This is a genomic window from Mongoliimonas terrestris, from assembly GCF_001927285.1.
Classification (GTDB): Bacteria; Pseudomonadota; Alphaproteobacteria; order Rhizobiales; family Pleomorphomonadaceae; genus Chthonobacter; species Chthonobacter terrestris.
In genome coordinates this window covers 48882-68894 of sequence record NZ_MSIG01000005.1, presented here as the reverse complement: position 1 = coordinate 68894, position 20013 = coordinate 48882, and the positions used below count along the sequence as shown (strand labels likewise).

Sequence of the window (20013 nt, the reverse complement as noted above, 5' to 3'; positions counted from 1 at the left end):
GCGGGAAGCTGCCCCCATAAACCGCCATCCACTTCCTCCACCGCCATCATCGTCATGGTCCGCGAAGGCGGACCAGCCGCGCATGCTGACGGGCGGCGGGTGTGAACATGCGTGGGTGGTCCGGCTGAACCGGACCATGACGAACGGGGGGCTCTTGATGGAGGGAGCTGCCGGCCCTCACCCGCTCCAACCGGACGCGGGTTGGCTGACAAGGGCGGTGGGGCGGCTTATATCTTCGGGATCGCTATTCCACGGAGACCCTGCCCCATGAACGCCCCGGCTCGCCTTCCCAACGATACCCGTCTCGACAAGTTGGCCGAGGTGGCCGTGAAGGTGGGGCTCGGGTTGAAGGCGGGGCAGCAGCTGGTGATGACGGCGCCGATCGAGGCGCAGGCGCTGGTGCGCAAGATCACCGAGGAGGCCTACAAGGCCGGCGCGAGCCTCGTCACCACCATCTACGGCGACGACGAGACCACCCTCGCCCGCTATCGCCACGGATCGGACGCGGCGTTCGACACGGCGCCGGAGTGGCTCTACGGCGGAATGGCGGAGGCCTACAAGGCCGGGGCGGCGCGGCTGGCGATCTCGGGCGCGAACCCGTCGCTGCTCGCCGGGCAGGATCCGGAGAAGGTGGCGCGGGCGAACAAGGCCAACAGCGCCGCCTACATGCCGGCCATGCAGCCGATCGTGAACTTCGACATCAACTGGACCATCGTGTCCTTTGCGACGCCCGCCTGGGCCAAGGCCATGTTCCCGGACGACACCGAGGAGAAGGCGGTGGAGAAGCTGTGGGACGCGATCTTCGCGGCATCCCGCATCGATGCGGCCGATCCGGTGGCCGAGTGGGCGCGGCACAACGGGGAGCTTCACCAGCGCAAGGACGTGCTGAACGCCAAGCGGTTCTCGGCGGTGCGCTTCCGCGGGCCGGGCACGGACCTGACGGTGGGGCTGGCGGACGACCACGAGTGGTGCGGCGGCGCGGCGGAGGCCAAGAACGGCCAGACGTGCAACGCCAACATCCCGACCGAGGAGGTGTTCACCACCCCGCACAAGGACCGGGTGGAGGGCTTCGTGCGGTCCACCAAGCCGCTCTCCTACCAGGGCACGCTGATCGAGGACATCGCGGTGCGCTTCGAGGGCGGGCGGATCGTGGAGGCGACCGCCTCCAAGGGGGCGGACGTGCTCGCCAAGGTGCTGGAGACCGACGAGGGCGCCCGGCGGCTGGGCGAGGTGGCGCTGGTGCCGCATTCCTCGCCCATCTCCAGGAGCGGGCTCCTCTTCTACAACACGCTCTACGACGAGAACGCCTCCAGCCACATCGCGCTCGGCCAGGCCTATTCCAAGTGCTTCATCGGCGGCGGCGCCGGGCTGACGCCCGAGGAGCTGGCCGAGAAGGGCGCCAACAAGAGCCTCATTCACATCGACTGGATGATCGGCTCGGGCGCGGTGGACGTGGACGGGATCCACGCCGACGGGTCCGAGGAGCCGGTGATGCGCAAGGGCGAGTGGGTGTGACGGGGTCTCGGGACGTTGTGGCTGGCGCAACCCGCGCCGGTCCGGGGGCGTTCCACGAGGGTGTCTGGCGAGGCGGGGCGGGAAGCGAGGACCGGATGACCAGTGACGGCAAGACGGACGATGAGATCCGCACCATCCTGAGGGAGACGAAGACGATCGCGCTCGTCGGGGCGAGCAACAACCCGGACCGGGCCTCCTACCGGGTGCTGGGGTTTTTGCTCGGCCGGGGCTACACGGTGCACCCGGTCAATCCCGGGCTCGCCGGCAAGACGATCCACGGGGCGACGGTGGTGGCCTCGCTGAAGGACCTGCCGGGGCCGGTGGACATGGTGGACGTGTTCCGCAACTCCGACGCCGCCGGGGCGGTGATCGACGAGGCGCTGGCGCTGGAAGCGAAGCCCAAGGTGGTGTGGCTGCAGCTCGGCGTCGTGAACGCCGAGGGCGCCGCCCGCGGCGAGGCGGCGGCGGTGAGCGTGGTGATGGACCGCTGCCCGGCGATCGAGGTGCCGCGCCTCGGGATGTGAGGCGCGGGTTTCGCGATGCCGCGCATCGGGGGGTGAGGCCCGGGGAGCGTCAGGGACGCGATCAGGCGGCGAGCGGGAGGGTGCCGCGGACCGGCCAGCCGGCGCGGCTGTCGTGGAGGCGCCGGGCGTGGAGGACGGCGGCGGCGAGCACGATGACGGCGAGGCCCTGGTGCAGGAGGGCGAGGCCGAGCGGGACCACGAGGAGGAGGGTCGCGATGCCGATCGCCGCCTGCAGGCAGACGAGGCCGAACACGACCGCAGCCATGCGGGTGCGCGCCGGGTCGGCGGCGCTGCGGGCGACCGCGATCCACTGGACGAGCGCCAGGGCGAAGAGCGCGTAGGCGCCGATCCGGTGCACGAACTGCACCGTCATGTGGTTTTCAAAGAAGTTCAGCCACCAGGGCGACTGGAACAGAAGACCGTCCGGCACCAAGGCGCCGTCCATCAGCGGCCAGGTGTTGTAGATGTAGCCGGCGTCGAGACCGGCGACGAGGCCGCCGAGGAAGATCTGCACGAGGACGAGGACCATCACGGCCTTGGCGAGGGTGCCGAGGTGGGCCGGCTCGTCGAGGGAAGGCTTTGCGGCGCGGAAGCCTTCGGCGATCCAGACGGTGGCGGCGAAGATGATGCAGGCGAAGGTGAGGTGCGTGGCGAGCCGGTACTGGCTGACGTCGGTGCGCTCGGTGAGGCCGCTCGCCACCATCCACCAGCCGATCGCGCCCTGGATGCCGCCGAGCACGAACAGGAGGCCGATGCGGCCGAGCATGTCGCGCCGGATGGTGCCGCGGATGGCGAACCACAGGAAGGGGATGAGGAAGACGAAGCCGATCACCCGGCCGAGCAGCCGGTGGCCGTACTCCCACCAGTAGATGAACTGGAAGTCGGCGAGGCTCATCCCCTTGTTGATCTGCTGGTATTCCGGGATCTGCCGGTACTTGTCGAACTCCACCAGCCACTGCGCCTCGGTGAGCGGCGGCAGGATGCCGTGGATCACCTTCCATTCGGTGATGGAAAGCCCGGACTCGGTGAGCCGGGTGGCGCCGCCGACGATGACCATGGCGAACACGAAGACCGCGATGGTCCAGAGCCAGAGGCGCACGTGACGGTCGCCCCGCAGCTCGGCCGCATGGACGGCGGCGGCGGAGCGGAGGCGCGGATGGGAGGCGGTGGGGGACGACATGATCGGCGACGAACTCGCGGGCGGAAGCGATGCGGCTGACGGGCGGGTTGTTAGCACAGATAGCGCCCGTGCGGCGCAACATTAGGGCACGCGGCGACCGGTCGCGGGCCTTCCGCCCAGGGTCGCGGGCCTTTCGGCCGGCGGGCCGAGATGCTATCCGCATGCGGGTCGTCGATGGGAGAGAGCCAGAATGCCGCCGCGCCTGCGCACGCTGATCGGAGCCGTGCTGCTGATCATCCTGGTGATCGCCTACCCTTTCCTGGTGCTGATGTTCGCCGCCGCGCTGCTGCCCGGCTCGAGCGGCTTCACGCAACTGGTGTTCTACGTGGTGGGCGGCTTGATCTGGGTGCCGCCCGCCGCCTTCATCATCTGGTGGATGGGCCGGCGGCGGAAGCGACCGACCGCCTGACGGACATGCGATCCGCCGGAACGAGAAACGCCCGCCGGTCGAAAAGACGGGCGGGCGTTCGGTCGTCAAATGCTTGAAATCAAGACAGGCTGCGTCGGCGGTTGCCCGGTGACGGTCGGACCCGGCGGGATGGTCAGGCGGCTTCGCCGACGCTCTCGCCGGCCGGCACCGGGATGATCGAGACCGGGGCGATGCCGCTCCGGATCATCAGGTCGTGGATCCGGACGACGTCCGGATCGTCGGCGTCGCCGACCAGGATGGTCAGGTCGGCGGTCGCCAGGAGGCTGAACCGGTTCGGATCCGGTTCGATGAGACCGAAGTCGAGCACCACCACGTCGTAGGTGTGCTCGAGCGCGGTCAGCACGGTGGCGATCGCCTCGCCGGCGAACACCTCCGAGGCGAGCGGCCGGGAGCCGACGCCGATCTCGTGGGCGCGGGTCGCCGGGTTGCGGCGGATGATGTCGTCGAACGCGGACGTGCCGGCGAGGAGGTCGGAGAGCCCCGGCCCTTCCCGGCCCGCATGGGCGGCAACCGTGTCGACCACCACCACCCGCGAGCCCTCCTCGGCGGCAAGCTGCGAGAAGCCGGCGACCACCCGCTCCACCCCGTCGGCCGACACCGCGCCGGTGATGCCGACGCGCGTGGTGCCCTCGCTGACGAGAACGGCGTGCATCTCGCCGATGCCGGCGGCCTGGACGGGCGCGGCCGGCGCGGGTTCGGCACGCGGCGCATGGACCGGAGCCGGCGCCGGTTCGGCGGCCGGAGGATGGGCCGCGGCGCGCTCGGACGCCGCAAGGGCGACGGCGGCGCGGAAGCGGGCAACCCGGTCGTCGGTGGACCGATCGAGCGCGCCGTCGGCCATGGGCCCGGGCGCGACGGCGGCCGGAACCTCGACCGGCTCGCCGACCGGATGGTCGGCGGCGGCCTCGCCGGTGGCCGGCAGGTCGGCGGAGCGGCGGCGGGCGCGCAGGCGCAACGCCTCGGCGGAGAGGATCCAGCCGATCGAGCCGAGGAATCCGGCGAGCCCGGCAAGACCGGTGAGCGGCAGCACCTTGGGGCCGATGGGCTCGGCCGGCGCGGTGGCGCGGCTGAGGATGCGCACGTCGACCGGCGGCATGGGGGCGCTCTGGCGGGCGGTGGCCTCCAGGTAGCGGGTCTCCAGGCTCGCCAGCATGGCCCGTTCCGAGGCGATCTCGCGCTCCAGCGCGCGCTGCTCGGCGTCGCCCGCCGGATCGACGATGGCGGCGGCTTCCGCCTTCAGGGTGCTGAGTTCGCCGTCGAGGGTGGCGACCCGCCCGGCGGCGGCGAGCGCTTCGGCCTGCAGGGTGGCAAGAGTGCGCCGGGCCTCGGCCGCCTGCTGGACCTCAATGTCGGCAAGCTGCGACTGGACGGCGCGGACCTGCGGGTGACCGGGCAGCAGCGTGACGGACAGCTCCGACAGGCGGTTGCGGAGTTCCACCTCGCGGGCGCGCAGCGCCGGATAGACGCCGCCGTCGAGAATGTCCGCGGCTTCGGAGAGGTCGCCGCGCGCTTCCACCACGCCGGCGAGGCGGGCGGCGCGGGCTTCGGCGTCGGTGTGTTCGGCGCGGGCGACGGAGAGGCGCTGGGCGAGGTCGGCGATCTGGCGGCGCACCGGGCCCGGGTCGACGGCGCCGATCCCCTCCCCGGCCGCGACCTTGGCGAGTTCGCCCTCGGCCCGGCGGATCTTGGCCTTGAGGCCCTCGATCTCGGTGGCGAGCCAGACCGTGTGGTCGTCCACCGGCCGGGGCTTGGCCTCCGCCTGGAGGGCCATGTATTCCTCCGCCATGGCGTTGGCGACGGAGGCGGCGAGGGCCGGGTCGCCGGAGGCGATGCGCAGCACGAGCACGCGCGAGCCCTCCACGGCGAAGACCTCGGTCTGCCGCATCAGGCTGTCGAGAACGCGCTCCTCCGGCGAGACGCGATTCGGATCGCCGCCGAAGCCGGCCGCCGACAACCCGCGGGCGAGCAGCGACCTGTCCGCGCCGTCGAAGTCGGGCCGGTCGACGAGCGACTGCATCTCGGCCACGCGGCGGGCGAGATCGCGCGAAGTGAGCAGCTGGATCTGGCTGTCCACCATCTCGGACTGGCTCGGCGCAGGAATGCCGGCGGTGGCCGCAACATCCTGCGGCTCCAGGCGAATCCGGGTTTCGGCACGGTATGTGGCAGGCGTGAGCGAGAGCGCCGCAAAGGCGAGCGCGGAGACGAGGGCCGTGGTCGCCAGAACGGTCTTCCGCCGCCGCCAGACCGCGCGAAGGCCTCTGGACAGGTCCAGATCGCCATCGTCGTCATAGGGCGGCCGTTGTTGGATCGAACCGATCATCACCATGCCTCGGGTACGCTGAGCCTCCCGACTCTGCGTCGACATGGTAACTATAGTGTTAAAGAGATAGGTCGAGTTGCGGTGCGGGCCGCGGTTCGGGCGGGCGTGGGTTGCAACGTGCTCCGACCGTGTCGTGGTTGGGATCCGCCGGACCAGCCACGCGCGGGACGGTGGTGGTTCGCGGAATGCGTGGGTGGTCGGCCTGCGCGGACCATGACGATCGGGGGCGGTTCGGGCGTGCGCGAGGGGTGGGCGCGTTCGGGGTCCGGCCGGGCGTCCTCCCCGTCATCCCGGCGGAAGCCGGGATCCAGCCGGCGTTTCGGACGAGGAACCGGCGCGGAGATGGACGGGACGGTTGGGCCCCGGCGTTCGCCGGGGTGACGACCCGGGGTGGCGGGAGGCGGGTGCCTTGCCGAGCGTCGCGGGTGCCGGGGGAGTGGGTGCCGGGGCGCTTGTGCCGCCGCCTGCCACGTGCTCCGACCTCGTCATGGTCCGGTTCAGCCGGACCAGCCACGCGTGGGACGGTGGTGGTTCGCGGAATGCGTGGGTGGTCCGCCTGCGCGGACCATGACGGTCGGGGGCGGTTCGGACGGGGCGCGAGGGGCAGTGGGTGTTGGTGGTGGCGGCCGGGCCTGCTCTCCGTCATCCCGGCGGAAGCCGGGATCCAGCCGACGGTTCTGGCGAGGGACCGGCACGGAGATGGACGGGACGGTTGGGCCCCGGCGTTCGCCGGGGTGACGACCCGGGGTGGCGGGAGGCGGGTGCGTTGCCGAGCGTCGCGGGTGCCGGGGGAGTGGGTGCCGGGGCGCTTGTGCCGCCGCCTGCCACGTGCTCCGACCTCGTCATGGTCCGGTTCAGCCGGACCAGCCACGCGTGGGACGGTGGTGGTTCGCGGAATGCGTGGGTGGTCCGCCTGCGCGGACCATGACGGTCGGGGGCGGTTCGGACGGGGCGCGAGGGGCAGTGGGTGTTGGTGGTGGCGGCCGGGCCTGCTCTCCGTCATCCCGGCGGAAGCCGGGATCCAGCCGACGGTTCTGGCGAGGGACCGGCACGGAGATGGACGGGACGGTTGGGCCCCGGCGTTCGCCGGGGTGACGACCCGGGGTGGCGGGAGGCGGGTGCGTTGCCGAGCGTCGCGGGTGCCGGGGGAGTGGGTGCCGGGGCGCTTGTGCCGCCGCCTGCCACGTGCTCCGACCTCGTCATGGTCCGGTTCAGCCGGACCAGCCACGCATGGGACGGTGGTGGTTCACGGACAGCGTGGGTGGTCCGCCTGCGCGGACCATGACGATCGGGAAGGTTCGGGAGCGTTGACGGTGGCGGGGGTGTGAGCTCGCTCGGATGGGTGCGCGCGGCTACGGGGAACGGGCGCGGGCGGCGCGAGGGGCCGGGCTTGTGTCGGCGGCGGTCCCCTCCCCTGTCACAGCTCCTCCACTTGGGTGAAGACCTCCTGGCGGGCGGCTTCGATGAAGCGGGAGTTGGACATGTCGTAGAGGGTGTGGAGGACGGCGTCGACCTGGTGGGGATAGAAGGGTTTGGCGAGGAAGTGCTGGACGCCGATGTGGGCGGCAGCGCGGCGGACGTTTTCGTTGCCATCGCCGGACATCATGACGATGTGCACGCCCTGGCGGGTGTAGAGGATCTCGCCGGCGGCCTCCAGACCGTCGACGCCGGGCATGTTGACGTCCATGAAGGCGACGTCGAAGCCCTGGCCGCGGAAGAGGCGCATGGCCTCCTCGCCGGTGGAGGCCTCTTCCACGGCGAGGTTGAAGCGGCTCTTCTGGACGATGCGGCGGACGAGGGTGCGGACGGTGGCGCTGTCGTCGACGATGAGCACGCGGCGCAGGCGCGCCATCTGGATGAGGCGGAGGAGGACGGTTGCGAGCGCCATGCGGTCGAACGGCTTCGGCAGGATGTCGTAGGCGCCGCGATCCTGCAGCGCTTTCAACGTGCCGGGCGAGATGTCGGACGAGATCGACACGATGATGGGCGCCTTGCGGCCCGTGGTGATGCGATCGAGCTTTTCCAGGAACTGCAGGCCGGTGATCCCCGGCATGTTCAGGTCGAGGAAGACCACCTCGGGAATGAAGCGGGACAGGAAGCGCGCCGCGTCGAGCGCGCTCTCGCTTTCGAAGACGTGGCAGTCGTGAAGGATCTCCTTGATGGCGATGCGCAATTGCATGCGGACCATGGCCACGTCGTCGACCACCAGAGCGTTGAGAATGGGCATCGGGCTTGCTCGTCTCCCCGGACCCGCCGCCGTTCCGCGACGTGGTCTTCTCGTATCCTCCTAAAGATGCCCCATTGTTCACATAAATAATTAATAATATGCATCATTGCCATGGAGCGACTGCGGTTTTGTCGTATTTTACGATATTAAATGCGCATTTCTGCCTGTAATGCCATCTCCCTCGACGCAGGATCGGTTATCAACCGCGGGTGTGAGGGTGAATCGGCAATCACATAGGCGTTTTAACGTTCGTTAACCATGTCGCCGTAGGGTGCCGAAAGCTTTCCAAGAGGTGAACAGCCCCATGCTTCGGCGCACGTTCCTGACCATCGTGGCGGCCGGTCTGGCCGGATGCAGGACGATGACGGCTCCGCCGTCGGCCTTCGAGAACCAGCTCATCGAGCCCTACCGGCTCGACAGCGGCGACCGGCTGCGCATCACCGTCTTCGAGCAGGCCTCGCTCACCAACACCTACACGGTCGACCAGTCGGGCCACGTGAGCCTGCCGCTGATCGGCAGCGTGGGCGCGCGCGGACGGACCACCCAGGAGCTGGCGGGCACCATCGCCGGCGCGTTGAAGCGCGGGTTCCTGCGCGATCCGGACGTCTCGGTGGAGGTGGACGCCTATCGGCCCTTCTTCATCATGGGCGAGGTGCGGGCGCCGGGGCAGTATGTGTTCGTGACCGGCCTCACCGTGCAGACCGCCGTGGCGATCGCCGGCGGCTTCACCCCGCGCGCCTTCGAGGACCTGGTGCAGATCACCCGCCAGCTCAACGGCGAGGTGCTGACCGGGTCCGTGCCGCTGACCGACCCGGTGCGGCCGGGCGATGTGCTGACCGTGCGCCAGCGCCTGTTCTGATCGTTAACGCCGCCGCTCCAATTTGCGCCCGCGGCTTGACCGGGGCGAAACGCTGCCGGGAAAACCGCCTGCGGGATTAACCGCTTGGCGCGGTCTCGGTGCGCAGGATGCCGGCATGCGACCACGAACGACGGCGGTCGGCGAAGACCGGCCCGGGTGCCGGCGCGCGGGCGAGTGTGCCGTGGCGCCCTGCCCCGCCGCCCCGCCGTGCCTCCGGCCGCCCAGAGGAGACCAGCGTTTCCATGACGAGCCTCACGGATCCTTCCTATGCTGCCGCCGCTGGCGCGCCGCGGCTTCCGATCAGCGAAGGCGCCGCCCGCGAGGCGGCCCGCGCCCGCGCCGCGGCGGCGCGCGACCACACCCTCCAGCATTCCAGCGTGAAGACCGTGGCGGCGGCCGGCGAGGCCCTGGCGCTGCTGGCCGTGTCGCTGGTGGTCTCCGCCGCGATCGCGGCCGACCTCGGCGCCCTCCGCGTTCCGGTGGTGGCGGCGACGGCGGCGTTCGCCATGCTGCTGGTGAAGGTCACCGGCGGCTACCGGATGCCGATCATGCGCCGGCCGGCGGTGCGGATCGCCCGGGTGATGGCCGCCTGGACGGGCGCGGTGGGGGCGATGGCGCTCGCCCTCTTCGTCGCCGGTGTGATCGACGGCGCGGCGCGCCACTGGCTCGGCGTGCTGTTCGGCAGCGGCACGGTGGTGCTCTGCCTGAGCACGATGGCGATCGCCGCCTCCGTGCGCCACCTGACGGCCGCCGGGCGGCTGCAGCGGCGGACGGTGCTGGTCGGCGGCGGCCCGAACGCGGAGGCGCTGATCGGCGCGCTCGACCGGACGGGCGGCAACGAGGTCTCCATCCTCGGCATCTTCGACGACCGGGCGGACGACCGCAGCCCGGAGAGCCAGGCCGGCTATCCGAAGCTCGGCAACCTGGACGATCTGGTGGAATTCGCCCGCGCCGGCGCGGTGGACATGGTGATCGTCTCCATCCCGATGACGGCGGAGACGCGGCTTCTCCAGATGCTGAAGAAGCTCTGGGTGCTGCCGGTGGACATCCGCCTGTCGGCGCACGGCACCCGGCTGCGGCTGCGGCCGCGCAGCTACAGCTATATCGGCGCGGTGCCGCTGCTCGATCTCTTCGACAAGCCGATCAGCGGCTGGGATTCGGTGATCAAGCGGGTGTTCGACGTGGTGATCGCCAGCCTCGCCATCGTGCTGCTGTCGCCGGTCTTCCTCGGCGTGGCGGCGGCGGTGAAGTGGGACAGCCGCGGGCCGGCGCTGTTCCGCCAGAAGCGCTACGGCTTCAACAACGAGGTGATCTCGGTGTTGAAGTTCCGCTCCATGTTCACCGACATGGCGGACCCGGCGGCCAAGAAGGTGGTGACCCGCGACGACCCGCGCGTGACGCGCGTCGGGCGGATCATCCGCAAGACCTCGCTCGACGAGCTGCCGCAGCTCTTCAACGTGCTCCGGGGCGAGCTGTCGCTGGTGGGGCCGCGGCCGCACGCGGTGAACGCCCACACCCACGAGCAGCTGTGGGAAGAGGTGGTGGACGGCTATTTCGCGCGGCACAAGGTGAAGCCGGGCGTGACCGGCTGGGCGCAGGTGAATGGCCTGCGCGGGGAAGTGGACGCGCCGGAGAAGATCCGCGCGCGCGTGGACCACGACCTCTACTATATCGAGAACTGGTCGGTGCTGTTCGACTTCTACATTCTCTGCCTGACGCCCATCCGCATCCTCAACCAGGAGAATGCGTACTGATCCGACGCCTCGTGACGGACTGACCGGCCGGCGCCCGCTCGGGCTCGGTATCAGCGGCGACGGCAAAAGGCCCACGGGCGCGGCACGCGTCCGTGGGCCTTTCCGTTTCGGCGACGGCGAGCGGATCAGCCGGCGCGTTCGAACGCCAGGTCCGCGAACGGGCCGCAGGCGCCCTCGGCCTGCTGGAGGGTGAAGCCGTTGGCGCCCGGGACCAGGCGGCAGCGGATCGGGAACTGGGCACCCGTGGCGTTGCCGGCCGGGTTGGAGAAGACGATCTCGTCGCCCTGCACCAGATAGGTGCCCTCGACGCGGTCCTGGCCCTGAATCTCCTCGAACGAGAAGGTGCCATCGGCCTCAAGCTGCATGGCGACAGGGCCGGCGGTGTAGGCGCCCGCAAGGCTGGCGGCGTCGATGCCCGTGGTGCCGACGGCGCCGGTGGCCGCAGGACCGGTGACGGCGGGATCGGTGGCGGCGGTCTGCTGGTCCGTGGTGCCGGTGGCGGCGGGCGGCGTGATGGCGGTGTCGGGCACCTCGGCGGGGCCGGTGGCGGACGGCACGGCCGGGTCGGCGGCAGGCGCGGTCTCGTCGACCACCGCGACCTCGGACTCCGGCTGGGTCGGGGCTTCCGCGGTCTGCTCGTCGCAGGCGACGAGGGCGAAGGTCGCAAGGATCGGCAGGATGAAACGGGTCTTCATGGCGTGGTTTCCCTGTTGATGACCTTAGGGAAGCACGCAGGGCCGCAGATGGTTCTGCATTGAAGGCGGACGCCGCCCGATCCCCGACCCGTCAATCGTCGCAAGCTTACTCGTCGCCGGAACGGCGGATCCGACGCGGTGTCGTCCAAGGGCGAATGCGGTGGTGCGGGAGATGGTCGGAGCGAGAGGATTCGAACCTCCGACCCCCAGTCCCCCAGACTGGTGCGCTAACCAGGCTGCGCTACGCTCCGACTGCGGTGGGGTTTAGCGCCTTCCGAGGGGGAGGACAAGAGGCAATCGCGGTGCCGGGCGGGGGTGGGATAGGCGGGCGCGCATGTGTTGAGGGCGCCTCGCGCGAGGGCGGCTGGGGCGGGACGCTGAGAAGATGCGCGCGACCGCCCTGCCCTCAGCGGGTCTGGTCGAGGAGGCGCTTGCACTCCAGGAGTTCGAAGAGCGTCGACTGAAGGCGGCGGATGTCCTCGCGGGAGAGGGCGCCGGTGGGGTGGGAGGCGTCGTGGCTGCGGAAGCGTTCCATGAAGCGGAAGCCGCCGCGCGGGGGCACGTCGTCGGGCAGGATGCCGGCGGGGAGCACCTCCTCCGGCAGCGGGGCGGCGGCGACCGGCACCTCGGCGCGGACGGGATCGTCGGCCCCCTCGTCGTCCACGGCCTCGTTGTCGTGGATCAGGAAGGCGGCCTCGTCGGCGGCGTCGTCCGGCTCGCCTGCGGCGGCCGCCATGCGGCGCTGGCCGGCGCGGGCGGTCTCCACCGGGATGGGCATGCCGGGGTTGCGCCAGATCTCCATGACGAAGCGGACGCCCTGCTCCTTCAGGATGCGCTGGACGCCCTTGATGGTGTAGCCCTCGCCGTAGAGCAGATGGCGGATGCCGCGCAGGAGCTCCACATCGTCCGGCCGGTAGTAGCGGCGGCCGCCGCCGCGCTTCATGGGTCGGATCTGGGTGAAGCGGGTCTCCCAGAAGCGCAGCACGTGCTGGGGAAGATCGAGATCCTCCGCCACTTCGCTGATGGTCCTGAAGGCGTCGGGTGACTTGTCCACGCGTCGCTATCCGCCCCTGCCGGCTGTCGGGCTTCGCAAAACGGAAGCCGGGCCGCTTGTTGGAACCGGCGTGAGAGCCGGCCTTCCGTCGTTCATCGGTGCGCTGGCCGGGCCGGTGGACCGCCCGGCCGGCCCCCGCCGACGGGCGAACCGCGGCCGGCGGCTCAGTCTTCCATGCCGGCGGTGTCGTGGCCGTTGATCCTGAGCTTCAGGACGTTGCTCGGCTTGAACACCAGCACCCGGCGCGGCAGGATCGGTACCTCTTCGCCGGTCTTCGGATTGCGGCCGATGCGCTCGGTCTTGGACCGGACCGTGAAGGTGCCGAACGACGACAACTTTACGGATTCGCCGGTTACCAGACAATCGGCGATCTCGGTGAGGACAGCCTCGACGAGTTCGGCCGACTCGCTGCGCGATAGCCCCACCTTCTGGTAGACGGCCTCACACAAATCGGCACGCGTGACGGTCTTGCCCCCCATCGGTCGTCGTCTCCCTGGTGAACGTTCAGGCCTTCACATCATCGGATTGGACACGGCGATACAAGCCCGCCACCCTAAGCCCGACGCGCCGTCACGGTCAACCGAGATAGCGGCCAACCCGTTACCAGATATAGACAATTCGAAAGACGATTCGGCCCCGTTGCGAATTTGCCGCGGTTCACCACCGGACGATCATCGAACCCCAGGTGAATCCGCCACCCATGGCCTCGAGAAGCACCACGTCGCCCTTCCGAATGCGCCCATCCGCAACCGCGGCATCGATGGCGAGCGGAATGGAGGCAGCCGAGGTGTTGCCGTGCCGGTCCACTGTGATGACAACTTTAGCAAGATCGATGCCAAGCTTCTTCGCCGATCCCTCGATGATGCGGCGGTTGGCCTGGTGGGGCACGAACCAGTCGATGGTGTCGCCATCGAAGCCGGTGGCGAGGAAAGCGTCCTCGATCACGTCGGTGACGGCGCCGACGGCGAACTTGAAGACCTCGCGGCCCTCCATGCGGAGGTGGCCGATGGTGCCCGTGGAAGAGGCACCGCCGTCCACATAAAGCTTGTCCTTGTGGCGCCCGTCGGACCTGAGGTGGGCGGTGAGCACGCCCCGGTCGGCCGTGGTGCCCTCCCCGGCCTGCTTCTCCAGCACCACCGCGCCGGCGCCGTCGCCGAAGAGCACGCACGTGGTGCGGTCGGTCCAATCGAGGATGCGCGAGAAGGTCTCCGCCCCGATGACCAGCGCGCGGGTGGCAAGGCCCGTGCGGATCATGCTGTCGGCGGTGGTCATGGCGAAGATAAAGCCGCTGCAGACGGCCTGCATGTCGAAGGCCGCGCCGCGGGTGATGCCGAGGCGCGCCTGGACTTCGACGGCGGTCGCCGGAAACGTGTTGTCGGGCGTGGCGGTCGCCAGCACCACGAGGTCGATGTCGTCGGCCGTCACGCCGGCCGCCGCCATGGCCTTCCGGGCCGCCTCGGTGGCGAGCGACGCGGTGGTCTCTTCCGGCGCGGCGAGGTAGCGCTGGCGGATGCCGGTGCGCTGCACGATCCATTCGTCGGAGGTCTCGACGCGTTCGGCGAGTTCGTCGTTGCTGACCACGCGCGCGGGAAGATGGCTGCCGGTACCGGTGACGACGGAGCGGGTGACGGTCACGAGGCGATGCCTTTCAGGGTTCGACGTTGGCGACGCCGGTCCGCCCACGGTGATAGACGGAGAGATCCGCGTTGATCTTGGCCATGAGATCGTTGCGGACCATGTCGAATCCAAGGTCGAGCGCGCTGGCGAACCCTTCCGCGTCGGTGCCGCCGTGGCTCTTGATGACGATGCCATTGAGGCCGAGGAAGACGCCGCCGTTGAGCTTGCGCGGGTCCATCTTGTCGCGCAGGCGCTGGAAGGCGGTGCGGGCGAAGAGATAGCCGATGCGGGCAAAGAGGGTGCGGCTCATGGCGGCGCGCAAGTAGGCGCCCACCTGGCGCGCGGTGCCCTCGGCGGTCTTCAGGGCGATGTTGCCGGCAAAGCCCTCGGTGACGATCACGTCCACCTTGCCCTGACCGATGTCGTCGCCCTCCACGAAGCCGGCGTAGCTGAGGTTCGGAAGGTCGGACTCGCGCAGCAGCTGGCCGGCGGCGCGCACCTCCTCGTTGCCCTTCATCTCCTCCACGCCGATGTTGAGGAGGCCGATGGTGGGCGTCTCCACCTGGAACAGCGCCCGCGCCATGGCGCCGCCCATGACGGCGAAGTCGACGAGCTGCTGGGCGTCGGCCCCGACGGTGGCGCCGACGTCGAGCACCACGGATTCGGAGCGCAGCGTCGGCCAGATGGCCGCGATGGCCGGCCGCTCGATGCCGGCGAGGCTGCGCAGGCAGAACTTGGCCATGGCCATGAGGGCGCCGGTGTTGCCGGCCGAGACGGCCACCTGGGCCTCGCCGCGCTTCACCGCCTCGATGGCGCGCCACATGGACGAGGTGCGGCGGCCGTGCCGGAGGGCCTGGCTCGGCTTTTCCTCCATGCCGATGGTGACGTCGCAATGGGTGAAGGTCGAGGCGTCGCGGACGCGCGGATGCGCATCGAGGATCGGCCGGACGATCTTTTCGTCACCGAAGAGGGCGAAACGCACGTCGGGGCGGCGCGACAACAGGATGTCGCAGCCCGGGATGACCACGGACGGACCGTGGTCGCCTCCCATGACGTCGACGGAAATGATCATCGCTTGGGCCATCAGGAACCATGAATCGCATGCGGCGCCGATTGGTGACCACGCAAGGCGACGACGCGGGCGGGACCATACCCGGTTGCGGTGTGGTGACAACAAAAAAGAAGCACCCGCCGCCGCGCCGCTTCGTACCATGGGCGGGACACCACACCGGCGACGGCGAGCGGCGGGCGACCGGGGCGGGACCGCTCGGTCAATGCGGGTCGCCCGAACCTTTTTCGCCGGCTTTGAGCGCGGCAAGGGCGGCGAACGGGGAAGGCTCGTCGTCGCTGCCGTCGTCCTCGATCAGCCCGTCGAACGCGACGCCCGGCGCCTTCGGATAGGGATCGAGGCCAAGGGCCAGATGCTCCGCCGCGATGGCGCCGAGGTCGATGCCGGCGCCCTCCAAGGGTTCGGGCGGATCGTCGGCCTCCGGGTCCACCTCGATCTCGTCGCCGACCGGGCCGATCTCGCTTTCGGGGAGGAAGGTGCGCTCGATCGGCTCGACGATGGTCTCCTCCACCGGCTCCAGGGTGACCACGCAGGCCTGGTGGACGGTGCCGCGCACCTCCCCGGTGACCTTCACGCCGTGCTTGCGCCAGGGCGCCACCAGGAGGGTCGCCTGCAGCCGTTCGACGGAGAGGATGTCGATGTCGGCGGCGAGCGCGGCCCGTTCCGCCTCGCTCGCCTCGATGACGACGGTGGTGCCCTTGGCCGGCAGGGCGTTGACCGACTGCATGCGGCGGAAGGGAGAGCGCGCGGGGCGCTCGGGCGGGGCGGGATCCTTCGTCATGGGCGAGCGTCCGTCGGGGTCTGGTCCGGTTCGGGGAAGGCGAAGCCGCCGGCGAGGATCACCTCCGCCGGCGTGGCGGCAAGGGCGGCGGCGAGGCGCCGGACGTGGGCGGCGAGCGCCGCGACGGCGGCCGGCGCCGGCTCCGCGGCGGTGGCGGCGCGCTCGAAGGCCTCGTCGCCTGTGCCCTGATAAACATTGCGGACGAGCGACTGTTCCAGCACGGCGGGATCAGACGCCGCAAGGGCGGCGCGGGTGGCGACGAGGCGGCCGAAGAAGGCGCGGGCGATCTTCTTCATCTTCTTCGGCATCGTGGTGTCGCCGACGCCGAGTTCGCGGAGCGTGCGGTCCATGTCGTCGAAGAAGGTCTCGCCGAGGCGGCGTCCGGCTTCCTTTGCGGCGCCGTCCTCCGCGCGGTTGAGCCGGTCGACCACCAGCCCGGTCATCAGCATGAGAAGCTCGAACCGGCCCTCCACCGTGTCGGGCACCTGATGGGCGAGGTAATGCTCCGGCCGGCGCGCCGCTGCGGCGATGGTGGCATAGAGGCCCGGGACCGGGTCCCGGGCGCGTTTTCTCAACAGGGCGAAGACCATGGCGGGCCGTGCCTCCAGGGCGGCGGCGCCGTCGGGGTGGCGGGCCGCCTCTCGTGAAAGGGCGTTGCTTCGTGACCTAACGCAGGATAACCGTGTTGCCAAGCCGCCGGGCATCCGCCGTCGCCGCCCGCTGGGCGGCGGCAGGGACCGGCGGTTCTCATGCGGGACTGGTCTTGGGGATAGGGACACGATGACGAAGATGCTGTGCGCCCGAGTGGTGATCCTTTCCGCGGCGGCTGCGCTGACGCTCACCGCCTGCGGGTTGCCTCCGCGCCAGCACGGCTACGTGCTCGCCGAGAACGCCCTCGACCAGGTTCCGGTCGGCTCCTCGCGCGAGCAGGTGCTGCTGGTGCTCGGCACGCCGTCGACCACCTCGTCGCTCGCCGGGGACGCGTACTACTATATCTCGCAGACCACCGAGGACAGCCCCTGGACCGGCCGCACCGTGACCGACCAGCGGGTGCTGGCGGTCTACTTCGACGAGACCGGCGCCGTCCGCGAGATCGCCAACTACGGCCTGCAGGACGGCCGCGTGTTCGACTTCATCCAGCGCCGTACCCGCTCCACCGGCGCGGACCTCAACCTCATCGCGCAGATCCTCGGCTCCGTCGGACGGACCAACCCGTTCGGGGGTGGGACGATCACCCGGTAGGACGGGGCTCGGCGGATGGAATGAGAAAGCCCCGCGGGAGGGATCCCGCGGGGCTTTTTGCGTTGGGGGGTGGGGTGGGTCGCGGTCGGCTGGGGGCGGGGGTTCCCGGTCGGCTGGGGACGGAGGTTTCAGTTCGGCTAAGGGCGGAGGTTCCCGGTCTGAAAGGGCGGAGGTTCCCCCTCTCCCCAACCCTCCCCCTCAAGGGGGGAGGGGGTGCGTTGGGAGAGTGACGCGAGCGATGTGCCTCACCCGCAGACGGCCCCCTCCCCCCTGGAGGGGGAGGGTTGGGGAGAGGGGGGAACCACGCCGGTCGGCAGGACCGGAACCACGCCGGTCGGCCGGACGAGAACCACGCCGGTCGGCCGAACCGGAACCACGCCGGTCGGCGGGACTGGTGCCCGCCCATCCGAGGACGTCCGCCCCCCCTCCCCGCTCACCCGTGCGCGAGGACGGCCAGCAGGAGCAGCGCCACGATGTTGGTGATCTTGATAGCGGGGTTCACGGCGGGGCCGGCGGTGTCCTTGTAGGGGTCGCCGACGGTGTCGCCGGTGACGGAAGCCTTGTGGGCTTCCGAGCCCTTGTAGTGCTTGACGCCGTTGGCATCCACGAAGCCGTCCTCGAACGACTTCTTGGCGTTGTCCCAGGCGCCGCCGCCGGAGGTCATCGAGATGGCGACGAAGAGGCCGGTAACGATGACGCCGAGCAGCATGGCGCCGACCGCCGAGAAGGCCTGGCTCTTGCCGGCGATGCCGTAGACCACGAAGAAGGTGACGATCGGGGCGAGCACCGGCAGGAGCGACGGCACGATCATCTCGCGGATCGCCGCCTTGGTGAGGAGGTCGACGGCCCGGCCGTAGTCGGGCTTGTCGTGGCCCGTCATGATGCCGGGCTTCTCCTTGAACTGGCGGCGCACCTCCTCGACGATGGAGCCGGCCGCGCGGCCGACGGCCGTCATGGCGATGCCGCCGAAGAGGTAGGGGATGAGGCCGCCGAAGAGGAGGCCGACGACCACGTAGGGGTTGGAGAGCTGGAAGTCCGGGGTGACGCCCTGGAAGAAGGCGTATTCCGTGGCCCCCGGCTTGTTCGCCTCGTTGATGAAGAACTGCAGGTCGTAGTTGTAGGCGGCGAAGAGCACCAGGGCGCCGAGGCCGGCGGAGCCGATCGCATAGCCCTTGGTGACGGCCTTGGTGGTGTTGCCGACCGCGTCGAGGGCGTCTGTGGTCTGGCGCACCTCCTTGGGCAGGCCCGCCATCTCGGCGATGCCGCCGGCATTGTCGGTGACCGGCCCGAAGGCGTCGAGCGCCACGATCATGCCGGCAAGGCCCAGCATGGTGGTGACCGCGATGGCGGTGCCGAAGAGGCCGGCGAGCTCGTAGGTGCCGATGATGCCGATGACGATGACAAGCGTCGGCAGGGCGGTGGATTCCAGCGAGACCGCGAGGCCCTGGATCACGTTGGTGCCGTGGCCGGTGACGGAGGCCTGGCTGATGGACTTCACCGGGCGGAAGCCGATGCCGGTGTAGTACTCGGTGATCCACACGATGGCGCCGGTGACCGCAAGGCCGATCAGGCCGCAGTAGAAGAGGTGCCGGCCGGTGAGCTGCATCCCGTCCACGATGGGCCCGCCGACCGGGCCGAAGCCGATCGTCAGGTAGGTGGCGCCGGCGACGCCGACGGCGGAGAGCAGCGTGGTCGCCCACAGGCCCTTGTAGAGGGCGCCCATGATGGAGTTCTTCGAGCCGAGGCGGACGAAGAAAGTGCCGATGATGGAGGTGACGATGCAGACGCCGCAGATGGCGAGCGGGTAGATCATCACCTGGCCGACGATCTCCTGGCCGCCGAAGAAGATGGCGGCAAGCACCATGGTGGCGACGACGGTGACCGCGTAGGTCTCGAAGAGATCGGCCGCCATGCCGGCGCAGTCGCCGACGTTGTCGCCCACGTTATCCGCGATGGTGGCGGGGTTGCGCGGGTCGTCCTCCGGAATGCCGGCTTCCACCTTGCCGACAAGGTCGCCGCCGACGTCCGCGCCCTTGGTGAAGATGCCGCCGCCGAGCCGGGCGAAGATGGAGATGAGGGAGGCGCCGAAGCCGAGGGCGACGAGGCTGTCGATCACCGCGCGGCTGGTGGGCGCGAGAGCGAGCGGCCCGGTGAGGATGATGTAGTAGACCACGACGCCGAGGAGCGCGAGGCCCGCGACCAGCATGCCGGTGACGGCGCCCGCCTTGAAGGCGATGTCGAGACCGCCGGCGAGCGACACGGTGGACGCCTGGGCGGTGCGGACGTTGGCGCGCACCGACACGTTCATGCCGATGAAGCCCGCCACGGCGGAGAGGATCGCCCCGATGGCGAAGCCGCCGGCCACCAGCCAGCCGAGCAAGGCCCCGACGATGGCGAAGATGACGACACCGACGATGCCGATGGTGGTGTACTGGCGCCTCAGATAGGCCTTGGCGCCTTCGGCGACGTAGCCGGCGATCTCCTGCATGCGCTTCGTGCCGGGGTCGGCGGCCATCACCGAACGGATGGCCCAGATGCCGTACGCAATGGACAACAGCCCGCACGCGACTATCAGATAAAGTGTGGTCATGATCCCTCCCGTGGACCCGGTCCCCTCTCCGGCCGGGTTTGTCGATGCTCTCAACGGTTTCAGGCGGCCCGCCTCTGTTTTTCCTGTCCGGGCCGTCGGTTGAGAGTCGTTCCTGCTGATTGCGCCGCAGGATTGCGCGTACGGTATCGGAGGGGC

The 20013-nt window shown here is 70.1% G+C and carries 17 protein-coding genes and 1 tRNA gene; 6 read left to right on the top strand and 12 right to left on the bottom strand.

The window, feature by feature from the left end:
- The first annotated feature begins 267 nt into the window (after positions 1–267).
- On the top strand, positions 268–1515 hold the full coding sequence (locus BUQ68_RS08675; protein ID WP_075215570.1) for an aminopeptidase: 1248 nt from the start codon (positions 268–270) through the stop codon (positions 1513–1515).
- Positions 1516–1610: 95 nt separating this feature from the next.
- Entirely contained in the window at positions 1611–2039 is a 429-nt protein-coding gene (locus tag BUQ68_RS08670; protein ID WP_075215569.1) for a CoA-binding protein, read from the top strand.
- Positions 2040–2100: 61 nt separating this feature from the next.
- Here the strand turns inward: BUQ68_RS08670 and BUQ68_RS08665 are convergent, their stop codons facing one another.
- Positions 2101–3219 carry a COX15/CtaA family protein gene (locus tag BUQ68_RS08665; protein WP_083656415.1) on the bottom strand — a complete coding sequence of 373 codons (1119 nt, stop codon included), beginning with the start codon at positions 3217–3219 and terminating at the stop codon, positions 2101–2103.
- Positions 3220–3409: 190 nt separating this feature from the next.
- On the opposite strand from BUQ68_RS08665, the gene BUQ68_RS08660 reads away from it, so the two are divergent.
- Positions 3410–3628, top strand: coding sequence for a DUF2842 domain-containing protein (locus BUQ68_RS08660; protein WP_075215568.1), 219 nt, complete (start codon positions 3410–3412; stop codon positions 3626–3628).
- Positions 3629–3761: 133 nt separating this feature from the next.
- On the opposite strand, the gene BUQ68_RS08655 is transcribed toward BUQ68_RS08660, so the two are convergent.
- A complete protein-coding gene (locus BUQ68_RS08655; protein WP_175577769.1) occupies positions 3762–5969 on the bottom strand; it encodes a GumC family protein in 2208 nt (735 codons plus the stop codon).
- A gap of 1417 nt (positions 5970–7386) precedes the next feature.
- On the bottom strand, positions 7387–8196 hold the full coding sequence (locus BUQ68_RS08650) for a response regulator (protein ID WP_075215566.1): 810 nt from the start codon (positions 8194–8196) through the stop codon (positions 7387–7389).
- Positions 8197–8500: 304 nt separating this feature from the next.
- Between BUQ68_RS08650 and BUQ68_RS08645 the strand changes: the two genes are divergently transcribed.
- Both BUQ68_RS08645 and BUQ68_RS08640 read left to right on the top strand, forming a co-directional pair.
- Positions 8501–9055, top strand: coding sequence for a polysaccharide biosynthesis/export family protein (locus tag BUQ68_RS08645; protein ID WP_075215565.1), 555 nt, complete (start codon positions 8501–8503; stop codon positions 9053–9055).
- A 242-nt stretch (positions 9056–9297) separates the two neighbouring features.
- Complete coding sequence (locus BUQ68_RS08640) at positions 9298–10809, top strand: undecaprenyl-phosphate glucose phosphotransferase (protein WP_075215564.1); 1512 nt, start codon at positions 9298–9300, stop codon at positions 10807–10809.
- Positions 10810–10934: 125 nt separating this feature from the next.
- On the opposite strand, the gene BUQ68_RS08635 is transcribed toward BUQ68_RS08640, so the two are convergent.
- The 8 genes from BUQ68_RS08635 to BUQ68_RS08600 form a co-directional block, all read right to left on the bottom strand.
- Positions 10935–11504, bottom strand: coding sequence for a RodZ family helix-turn-helix domain-containing protein (locus BUQ68_RS08635; RefSeq protein WP_075215563.1), 570 nt, complete (start codon positions 11502–11504; stop codon positions 10935–10937).
- 173 nt (positions 11505–11677) lie between these two features.
- A tRNA-Pro gene (locus BUQ68_RS08630) sits at positions 11678–11755 on the bottom strand.
- A gap of 155 nt (positions 11756–11910) precedes the next feature.
- Positions 11911–12558: a MerR family transcriptional regulator gene (locus BUQ68_RS08625; RefSeq protein WP_075215562.1), complete on the bottom strand. Its 648-nt coding sequence runs from the start codon at positions 12556–12558 to the stop codon at positions 11911–11913.
- Between the two features lie 164 nt (positions 12559–12722).
- The gene (locus tag BUQ68_RS08620; protein WP_075215561.1) at positions 12723–13037 is read right to left on the bottom strand and encodes an integration host factor subunit alpha; all 315 of its coding nucleotides are present in this window, start codon (positions 13035–13037) and stop codon (positions 12723–12725) included.
- Positions 13038–13215: 178 nt separating this feature from the next.
- A complete protein-coding gene (locus tag BUQ68_RS08615; RefSeq protein WP_075215560.1) occupies positions 13216–14193 on the bottom strand; it encodes a beta-ketoacyl-ACP synthase III in 978 nt (325 codons plus the stop codon).
- A 13-nt stretch (positions 14194–14206) separates the two neighbouring features.
- Positions 14207–15259, bottom strand: a complete 1053-nt coding sequence (gene plsX, locus BUQ68_RS08610; RefSeq protein WP_075215559.1) for a phosphate acyltransferase PlsX — start codon at positions 15257–15259, stop codon at positions 14207–14209.
- Positions 15260–15446: 187 nt separating this feature from the next.
- Entirely contained in the window at positions 15447–16025 is a 579-nt protein-coding gene (locus tag BUQ68_RS08605) for a DUF177 domain-containing protein (RefSeq protein WP_075215558.1), read from the bottom strand.
- Complete coding sequence (locus BUQ68_RS08600; protein ID WP_075215557.1) at positions 16022–16615, bottom strand: ubiquinol-cytochrome C chaperone family protein; 594 nt, start codon at positions 16613–16615, stop codon at positions 16022–16024. Before BUQ68_RS08600 ends, BUQ68_RS08605 begins: the two co-directional genes overlap by 4 nt.
- 190 nt (positions 16616–16805) lie before the next feature.
- On the opposite strand from BUQ68_RS08600, the gene BUQ68_RS08595 reads away from it, so the two are divergent.
- On the top strand, positions 16806–17267 hold the full coding sequence (locus tag BUQ68_RS08595; RefSeq protein WP_075215556.1) for an outer membrane protein assembly factor BamE: 462 nt from the start codon (positions 16806–16808) through the stop codon (positions 17265–17267).
- A 433-nt stretch (positions 17268–17700) separates the two neighbouring features.
- Here the strand turns inward: BUQ68_RS08595 and BUQ68_RS08590 are convergent, their stop codons facing one another.
- Positions 17701–19857 (bottom strand): sodium-translocating pyrophosphatase, encoded by a 2157-nt coding sequence (locus tag BUQ68_RS08590; protein ID WP_175577768.1) that lies wholly within the window; start codon positions 19855–19857, stop codon positions 17701–17703.
- Between the last annotated feature and the right edge of the window lie 156 nt (positions 19858–20013).